This is a genomic window from Bacillota bacterium (genome assembly GCA_040754675.1).
Lineage (GTDB): Bacteria > Bacillota > Limnochordia > Limnochordales > Geochordaceae > Geochorda.
In genome coordinates this window covers 1-8,872 of the sequence record JBFMCJ010000020.1, presented here as the reverse complement: position 1 = coordinate 8,872, position 8,872 = coordinate 1, and the positions used below count along the sequence as shown (strand labels likewise).

At 59.2% G+C, this 8,872-nt stretch carries 8 protein-coding genes; all 8 read left to right on the top strand.

The features are described 5' to 3' along the window. Window positions 1-889 (top strand): ABC transporter permease (locus AB1609_02415; protein MEW6045323.1); only part of this gene is annotated, 889 nt, incomplete at its 5' end. A gap of 14 nt (window positions 890-903) precedes the next feature. Beyond that, window positions 904-1,773: an ABC transporter permease gene (locus AB1609_02410; GenBank protein ID MEW6045322.1), complete on the top strand. Its 870-nt coding sequence runs from the start codon at window positions 904-906 to the stop codon at window positions 1,771-1,773. A 9-nt stretch (window positions 1,774-1,782) separates the two neighbouring features. Beyond that, window positions 1,783-2,775 (top strand): ABC transporter ATP-binding protein, encoded by a 993-nt coding sequence (locus AB1609_02405; GenBank protein MEW6045321.1) that lies wholly within the window; start codon window positions 1,783-1,785, stop codon window positions 2,773-2,775. Window positions 2,776-2,779: 4 nt separating this feature from the next. Further along, on the top strand, window positions 2,780-3,829 hold the full coding sequence (locus tag AB1609_02400) for an ABC transporter ATP-binding protein (protein MEW6045320.1): 1,050 nt from the start codon (window positions 2,780-2,782) through the stop codon (window positions 3,827-3,829). A gap of 298 nt (window positions 3,830-4,127) precedes the next feature. After that, window positions 4,128-6,707 carry a family 78 glycoside hydrolase catalytic domain gene (locus AB1609_02395; GenBank protein ID MEW6045319.1) on the top strand — a complete coding sequence of 860 codons (2,580 nt, stop codon included), beginning with the start codon at window positions 4,128-4,130 and terminating at the stop codon, window positions 6,705-6,707. A 214-nt stretch (window positions 6,708-6,921) separates the two neighbouring features. Next, window positions 6,922-7,929 (top strand): aldo/keto reductase, encoded by a 1,008-nt coding sequence (locus AB1609_02390; protein MEW6045318.1) that lies wholly within the window; start codon window positions 6,922-6,924, stop codon window positions 7,927-7,929. A gap of 22 nt (window positions 7,930-7,951) precedes the next feature. Then, window positions 7,952-8,209 carry a hypothetical protein gene (locus AB1609_02385; protein MEW6045317.1) on the top strand — a complete coding sequence of 86 codons (258 nt, stop codon included), beginning with the start codon at window positions 7,952-7,954 and terminating at the stop codon, window positions 8,207-8,209. Between the two features lie 26 nt (window positions 8,210-8,235). After that, the coding region (locus tag AB1609_02380; GenBank protein ID MEW6045316.1) for a glycoside hydrolase family 36 protein at window positions 8,236-8,872 on the top strand (637 nt) is incomplete at its 3' end.

The window sequence follows — 8,872 nt, the reverse complement described above, 5'->3', positions numbered from 1 at the left end:
AACGGCCATGGGACGGCTTAGCACATACACGCTTATGAACGCGGAGGCGGCAGCCAAGCTTGAGCAGACTTTAAAGCAGCTATTCGGGCTAGAAGGAAGTTTGTGGTCCCAGTATGTAAGGTTTTGGAAGCGTCTTTTATCGTTGGATTTGGGGCCTTCGTTGAGCATGTTCCCGACGCCCGTCACGGAAGTCCTCAGGACGTCCCTTCCATGGACCGTCGCGTTGATGCTGACAGCAACCACTCTGGCCTGGCTGCTCGGAATAGTTTTGGGCACTATTTCAGGGTGGTACAGGGCCGCGCGCTGGGCCAGGATCCTCGATATCGTTATGATGACGCTGTACCCAGTTCCTTACTACATCGTTGCGTTAGCGCTGCTCTTGCTGTTGGCGTACGTTTTTCCTCTCTTTCCGCTCATGGGCGGGGCCGGCATTGGATTGGGGCCGGCGCTTAGCTGGACCTTTTTATCGAGCGCGGCGAAGCATGGGTTTCTCCCTGCCCTCTCCCTTGTTCTTGTCGCAACTGGATGGAGTTATCTCGGCCAGAAGGCGTTGGTTGCGAACCTCGTTTCCAGTGACTTTGTGACCTACGCCAGAATCGCCGGTGCGCCGACGCGTACGATACTCTTGCAGTACCTGATCAGGAACAGCCTTCTCCCGCAAGCCACTGACCTTGCCTTGTCACTGGGTAGCATTTTCAGTGGGGCCCTCGTTACGGAGTATGTATTTGCATATCCCGGGCTCGGTTACGTGCTCTATACCGCCATCCTACAAGGAGACTACAACCTCATGATGGGGATCGTCGTATTGTCAATCGCGGGCATTGCGACAGCTGCCCTGGCTGTAGATTTGATTTACCCGCTGCTGGATCCAAGGGTTCGCTACCGTTAGGGGGCCTCGGGTACATGGTCACGGTGTTAAGGAACCTTTTGAAGCATGACAGGCGCTTCGCTGCGGGGATGGTAATTACTGCGTTGGTGTTCGCCTTTGTGCCGCTGTCCTTGGTTTCCCCTTACACTGCGGACGAGCGGGGCTCTTTGCCGCGTGATTTACCGCCCTCGCTCAAGCACCCCCTGGGAACCAACTCACTGGGACAGGATGTCTTCTGGACGCTGACTTACGCGGTCAGAAACTCCTTGGTCATTGGCCTGTTGTCAGCGGTTCTTTCACGCGTCGTAGCGACGGCAACCGGGATTGCGTCAGGCTACCTGGGCGGAGTGCCTGACCGTGTTCTTTCTGCACTGACGGAGAGTCTTATTGTCATTCCCCGCTTACCCGTTCTCGTGCTCTTGTCGTTCGTCTTGAAGGGAAAGTTGACGCTTCTTGGAATAGGGCTCCTACTCGCACTTCTCGACTGGGCTTGGCCCTCTAAGCGGTATCGAGCGCAGATCCTTAGTTTGAAGGAGAGAGAATTTACCCGGACCGCGGTATTCTGCGGAATGAGTGGTGTCAAGATCGCGGTAAAGGAACACTTCCCCTTTCTGCTGCCGTACCTCATCGCTGATATGATAAGCGGCTTTGTGTGGGCCATAGGGATGGAGATCACCTTGGCCGTCCTAGGGCTTTCTGACCTGCTGACTCCCACCATCGGCACCGTTATTTACTGGGCAAACTATCATCAGGCCATGCTTAGCGGGCGTTGGTGGTGGATTACTCCGCCGGTTTTAGTGTCGATTATGGTGATTCTTGGCTTCTTCTTATTGTCGAACAGCGCCAGCGAATACCTTGACCCTAGGACCAGGCTGCAGCGCATTGTCGGCAAACGGCAAGGGTAGGCGAGGGACATGACGCTAGGCATGCCGATTCTTGAAGCTGAGGGCCTGAAGGCCTATTACATTGTAAGCGCCTATGGGGTCAAGCGAACAGTCAGGGCCGTAGACAACATCTTCTTGAGCATAAAGGAGGGCGAGGTTTTAGGCATAGCAGGCGAGTCCGGGAGCGGGAAGAGCACTCTGGTCAAGGCTTTGCTGGGACTCACGTGGCCACCGCTAACGATTACTGGCGGCACGGTGAGATACCGCGTGGCGGGGCAGCAGTTTGAGATACGGAGCGACAAAGGTGCGAGGGATCGAGGCATCGGTTGGGATACGGTGGCCTACATTCCGCAGGGCTCCATGAGTGTTCTGAACCCGGTACGCAGAATTAAGGACACGTTCCGCGATTTGGTTTACAAACACACCGGGCTTCCCGCAAATGAGTTTGAGAAAGCTGTCGAAGCACATCTGGAAGTGTTCGGTTTACCCAAGGAGGTGTTGCACGCGTTCCCACATCAGCTTTCCGGTGGAATGCGACAAAGGGTTACGATTGCGCTCGCCACCATCCTGAAGCCCAAGGTTATCTTTGCAGACGAGCCAACGACCGCACTCGACGTGGTGGTACAGAGAGGCGTCATCCATCTCTTGCGGCGAGTGCAGAGGGATGGCAATGCTGCGATGGTCCTTGTGACGCATGACATGGCGGTGCATGCACAGCTGGCGGATCGCATCGCGATAATGTACGCGGGCAAGGTTATCGAAGAGGGGTCGGTGGGGGATGTCTTCCGCAACCCGTTACATCCCTACACCGAATACTTAATACGATCTGTTCCACAAATCGGAGATCGGTCACCGCGGATTGGCCTCGGTGGTGCCCCGCCGAGACTGGATAGCCTCCCACGCGGGTGCAGCTTTCATGAGCGGTGTCCACATGCCAGGCCCATCTGCCGTGAGGGCGTTCCCGCGTTGGTCGGGGTGGGCAACGGCCACAAGGTAGCCTGCTTCCTACATTCGGAGGTGTAAGAGAGTGCCGAGCAGGGATAACAGCCTCATGGCGGCACGACATGTCAGCAAACGATTCAGGATCAGGCGTGGGCTCTCCGCCACAGACTTGGTCGCCGTTAACGAGGTCTCCCTTGACATTGGCTATGGGGGGCCGGAGATTTTAGCACTGGTGGGCGAAAGCGGGAGCGGGAAGTCCACATTTGCATACTCGATACTCGGGCTGGTGGAGCCAACGACGGGCTCCATCATGTACAAAGGTCAGGACGTGGCGAAGGTAATCCGAACGGCTAGCCGTATGTGGTTCAGGAAAGAGGTTCAGCCGGTCTTCCAGAACCCCTTCGATACCTTTAATCCGCTCCGGAAGGTCGAATCGTACTTGTACGAAACTGTCTTCAACTACGGCGTCGCCGAAAAAGCAGCCGACGCTGAGAAGGTAATAGAGGAGGCACTGGAGGCAGTAGGGTTGTCGTGGGGAGATGTTCTAGGCAAGTACCCGCACGAATTGTCTGGTGGGCAGCTTCAAAGGTGTTCGGTAGCTCGAGCACTTCTTACGGGCCCCTCCCTAATTGTAGCTGACGAACCGGTGTCGATGATAGACGCATCCCTTCGGATGTCCATTGTTAACCTCTTCAAAAACCTAAAGGAAGAGCGGGGGATAACCGTACTGTACATTACACACGATCTCTCAACGGCCTACTATGTGAGCGACCGGGTTGCCGTAATGCTGCGAGGCACTTTGGTGGAGGCGGGGGCGACGGAGGAGATTTTCAGCAAGCCACTGCACCCATACACGAGGGTTCTGCTTGAGTCAGTGCCAGCACCCGATCCGAACCGACGATGGGCGGGAGAGGTGAAGCTCCCAACGCTTGAGCTCAAGGAGTTCGCGCGGCAAGGGTGCAAGTTTATAGATAGGTGCCCGTATGTGCACCGGATCTGTTACAGCCAGAAACCCGAAACTCGTCTTATCGGCGGAAGGTATGTAATGTGTCACTTCGCAGAAGACATCGAGAGGAAGCAACGAGGCGCGGCTGCGCCGTTAATGGAGGTGAAAAGCCCTCGCACCAAAGGCTAGCTTGGCAAAGACGGCGGTTTGAGAGGCAAAGAGTAGGGCTTGCGGGAGACGCATAGTTTAGCTTCTGCCGTCAGAAGGGGGAACTTGTCCAATGACCTTTGCTTCCGACGCCCGAGCAACGTCCGCTATCCGCGCGACTGGGCTCCGTTGTGAATACGTCTCGAACCCAATCGGGCTTGACGAGATGAGATCTCGGTTTTCGTGGGTTGTGGACCACCCCGAGCGTGGCCAGCGGCAGACTGCGTATCAAATCCTTGTGGCAAGTAGCCTGCAAAAGCTGAGTCGAAATGAGGGGGAAATGTGGGATAGCGGGAAGGTAGAATCGTCCGAGTCGACGAATATCGTCTACTCCGGTAGACCGCTCGAAAGCAGGCAAGTTTACTACTGGGCGGTTAGACTCTGGGACAAGGAGGGCCGGCCTGGGCCGTACAGTGGCGCAGCAACGTTCGAGATGGGGCTTCTCCAGGAAGAGGAGTGGGGAGCGAGTTGGATCACCGCCCCCGAAACGATTTCGGGCGCGCCGCTTTTGCGCAAGGAATTTGTTGTCCACGGATTCCCCGAGCGCGCCAGGGTGTACATCGCGGGACTTGGGTACTACGAGCTGAGACTCAACGGACAAAAAGTGGGGGACAGGGTTCTCGATCCTGCCCAGACCGATTATGATAAGCTCGTGCTGTATGCCACCTACGATGTCACCCGTATGATTCAGCCCGGACGCAATGGTATTGGGGTCATCCTCGGCAACGGCCGTTATTCACCTCCCGATGTCGTCGTTGAAAGAAACCCTGGCGATCTGCGTAAATATGGTCGAACCCCGGTGCTCATTTTGCAGTTGTACCTTCTGTTTTCCGATGGTACGAGCATGACCATCACTACTGACGAGACTTGGCGTGCGGCTCTCGGCCCAATTGTCTTCAACGACATTTATGATGGCGAGGTTTATGACGCCAGACTCGAACGACCGGGCTGGGACATGCCCGGGTACGACGATTCCGAGTGGCAGCCTGCGGTTAGGGCATCAGATCCGCCTAAGGGGAAGCTGGTCTCCTCTGCCGCGTATCCCCCTATCAAGATCACGAAGACGTTGCCGGCTCGGGAGATTACCTCCCCACGCCCCGGAGTTTATGTCGTGGACTTTGGTCAGAATTTGACCGGGTGGGTGAGGCTACGAGCGTCGGGCCCGCGGGGTGCAGAGGTACGGGTGCGGTACGCCGAGATCCTTAACCCCGATGGGACGTTAAACACCGCTCCGAATCGATCCGCCAAAGCTACGGACGTTTACATCCTCAAGGGAGAGGGCGAGGAGGTCTACGAGCCCCGATTCACGTATCACGGTTTTCGCTACGCAGAGATAACAGGCCTTGCCGGCGTTCTGACGACTTGGAGCGTGGAGGCTCGCGTCGTGCATTCCGCGGTCAGTGAAGCGGGAGGCTTTCATTGCTCAAATCCCCTTATCAACAGGATCCACGAACTCGTACGTTGGGGCCAGGTCAGCAACCTCATGAGCGTTCCGACTGACTGCCCACAGCGCGATGAACGGATGGGCTGGATGGGAGACGCACAACTCACGGCAGAAGAAGCGATTCACAACTTCGACATGGCTGGGTTTTACACGAAGTGGATCGACGACATCAAGCACGCTCAAGGAAAGGATGGAAGCGTGCCAAGTGTAGTTCCTCCCTATTGGAGCAAGTTCCCGGCGGATCCGGCCTGGGGAACGGCGTGCGTGACCATTCCGTGGTACGTCTACCTGTATTACGGGGATCGCCGGATTCTTGAGCGAAGCTACGCTGTGATGCAGAAGTGGGTGGCGTTTCTGGAGAAGAGCTCTAAGGAACATATCGTCGGTGGGCAATACGGGGATTGGTGTCCGCCTGGACACGTTCGCTCCGTGGACACGCCGGTGGAATTGGTCGGCACCTACTACTATTATCATGACACCTTGCGCCTTTCCCAGATTGCTCGGGTGCTAGGCAGGGAGTCCGACGCGAAGATGTATGCCGAAAAGGCAGAGCAAATCAAAGAGGCGTTCAATAAGGCGTTCCTGAGGGAGGGTCGCTACGTTAGCTTGGGAGAACAGTGGTACCTCCGGCTAATCCCCGAAACGGCTCCTGAAGACGAAAAACGCAGGCAAGCTGAAGAAATGGCGAAGGTATTTGGCGTTTACAGCCAAACAGCCAACGTCTTTGCTTTGTCCCTCGGGCTGGTTCCCGACCAGCATCGCCAGAACGTGGTCGACACACTCGTTCACGACATTACCGTCATCCATGGACACCACCTCAACACCGGCATCGTGGGGACGAGATACCTTCCCGATGTGCTCACTGAACACGGCCATGCCGAGCTTGCGTACAGACTCGTTACGCAGACGACTTATCCCAGCTGGGGGTACATGATCAAGGAAGGCGCAACGACGCTATGGGAGCGGTGGGAGTACCTGGACAATGTCGGCATGAATTCGCATAACCATATTATGCTGGGTAGCATCGATGCCTGGTTCTATCGAGTCATTGCTGGCATCCGGCTTGCAGCTCCTGGCTGGCAAAAGGTACACATCAAACCCACCCCGCTGGGGGATCTCAAACACGCAGGTGCCTCCGTCCATACTGTTAGAGGCCTTGTGGCGTCGAAATGGGTTCGGCGCGACAGGGAGTTCGTTCTTCAGGCAGCGATACCGACGAACGTCGAGGCCGAGGTCTGGGTGCCTAAGCTTGGTATGCGGCAGGTTGTGGTCAGAGAAGGCGGCGCAATCGTCTGGGAAAAGGGGCAGCTCGCATCGGGTGCAGTTCCTGGCATCGTGAGTGGTCGCGAAGAACGCGACCACGTGGTGTTTGAGGTAGGCTCGGGTCAATATGAGTTCGTGCTCACAGGGGAGTAGCCCTTGAGCAAAGCTATGCCCGCTTCGGCCGGGAGCAGACAGACCGGGGTACTGTGCATTCCGAGCGTAGGAAAGCCGCACAGGAGGATGGCGGAGAGTCGAGCGTAGGCGAAATCGTTGGCACGGGGCAAACGGAAGGAAGCGAAAGGCCCTGACGGTTTGCTGCGAGCCACGGGGCCCTGGCCAATGAAAATGGGGGAAGGGTGTTATCGAGATGGAGTATCGCTGCCTGGGACGCTCTGGGCTCAAGGTGAGCGAGCTTTGCCTGGGCGCCATGACCTTCGGGCGTGAGGCCTCGGAAGAGGAGAGCCGCCGGATGATGGACCGTTTTGCCGAAGTCGGCGGCAACTTCATCGACACGGCCAACGTCTACACGCGGGGCGTGTCGGAGGAGATCGTTGGTCGGTGGCTGAAGACCAGGCGTCGCGAGGACTTCGTCATCGCGACCAAGGTGCGCTTCCCCATGGGGGAAGGGCCCAACGACGTCGGGCTCAGCCGCAAGCACATCCTGGCGGAAGTGGAGGTAAGCCTGCGCCGGCTCGGCACGGACTACATTGACCTCTACCAGGTGCACTGTTGGGACCCGGCCACGCCGCTTGAGGAGACGTTGTCCACGCTCAACGACCTCGTGCGCCGGGGCCTGGTGCGCTACATCGGAGCCAGCAACTTCAGCGGCTGGCAGCTGCAGAAGGCCCTCGACATCAGCCGCGCCAACGGTTGGGAGCCGTTTGTCTCGCTTCAACCGCAGTACAACCTGCTGTGCCGCTCGACCGAATGGGAGCTGATCCCCGTCTGCTTGAACGAAGGCCTCGGGGTCATTCCGTGGAGCCCCCTGCGCGGCGGCTGGCTGAGCGGGAAGTACCGCCGGGGCATGACGGCCCCTCCGCCCGACACCCGGGTGGAAGAGGCGGAGCGCCAGGGCTGGGGCGAGCGGTGGAGCCGTTACAACAACGAGTACACGTGGCGGGTCATCGATGCGCTGTTCGAGGTGGCCCGCGAGGTTGGCAAGACCCCGGCTCAGGTGGCCATCCACTGGCTGCTCCAGAAGCCGGGGGTCACGGCGCCCATCATCGGAGCTCGCAATCTCCAGCAGCTGGAGGACAACCTGGCCGCCGCAGGCTGGCGCCTGGAACGCGCGCTGGTGGAGAAGCTCGACCAGGCCAGCGACGTGGAGCTTCCGTACCCGTACGACTTCATTGCGGACGCAAGCCGGCGGCGCTGAGCCCAGGAGGGACGGGTGAGGCGTGTCGGAGCACCTGCTGACGCTTCCGGGACTGACCGTGCCGGCCCGCATCGCTGGCGCACCCCGTGCCACCGCCGGAGGGGTGCTCTTGCCACGAGGTCCGGTGGCCGTGCTGCATCCCTTCGGTACGACCCGCTTTTACCGCCACGGGTGGCATTCGTGGAGCCCGGTGGACTGGGTGAGCCTGGCCTGGCGGCCCGAGCTGCCGGCCGTGCCCCGTGATCGCTACGGTACATGGGCGATGACGCAGGACACCTGACGGGTGCGCGCCACGGCGGAAGCGGCGTGGGCGCAGTCGAAGCGCCGGACGGCCGCGTGCTTTTGTTGGGCGCGCTGGGCGTCGGGGCCAGGGTCGAGGCGGACGAAGAGGTGCTGCGGGGCTTCTTCGAGGAGGGCTCCGGCGAGCAGGCGGAAGAGGCTTCGCCGGATGGGTGGTTCGTGGGATACGGGGACCCGGTCAGCGTGTTCGCCCGGTATGCGGAACTCCTGGGCGAAAGGCTCGGGAAGCGGGGCGCCGGCTCAGCACCCCGCGTGTGGTGCAGCTGGTACAGCTTTTACCGGGACATCTCCGCAGCACAGATGGCCGAGGTCCTGCAGGGACTTCAGGGGCTTGCGTTTGACGTCTTTCAAATCGACGACGGCTGGCAGCGGGAGATCGGGGAGTGGGAGGCCAACGAGCGGTTCCCCTCGGGCATGGCGGCCATGGCCGAGCGCATCCGGAGGGCGGGCTTCAAGCCCGGCCTGTGGATCGCGCCGTTCATCGTGGCGCCGCGAAGCCGGCTGTACCGGGAACATCCCGAATGGCTGCTGAAGGACGCAGACGGGCGCCCCGCCGTGGCGGGGTACAACTGGGGGGATTACTACTACGCGCTGGACACCACCCGCCCCGAGGTCGGGAAGTGGCTGGGCGAGCTGATCCGGC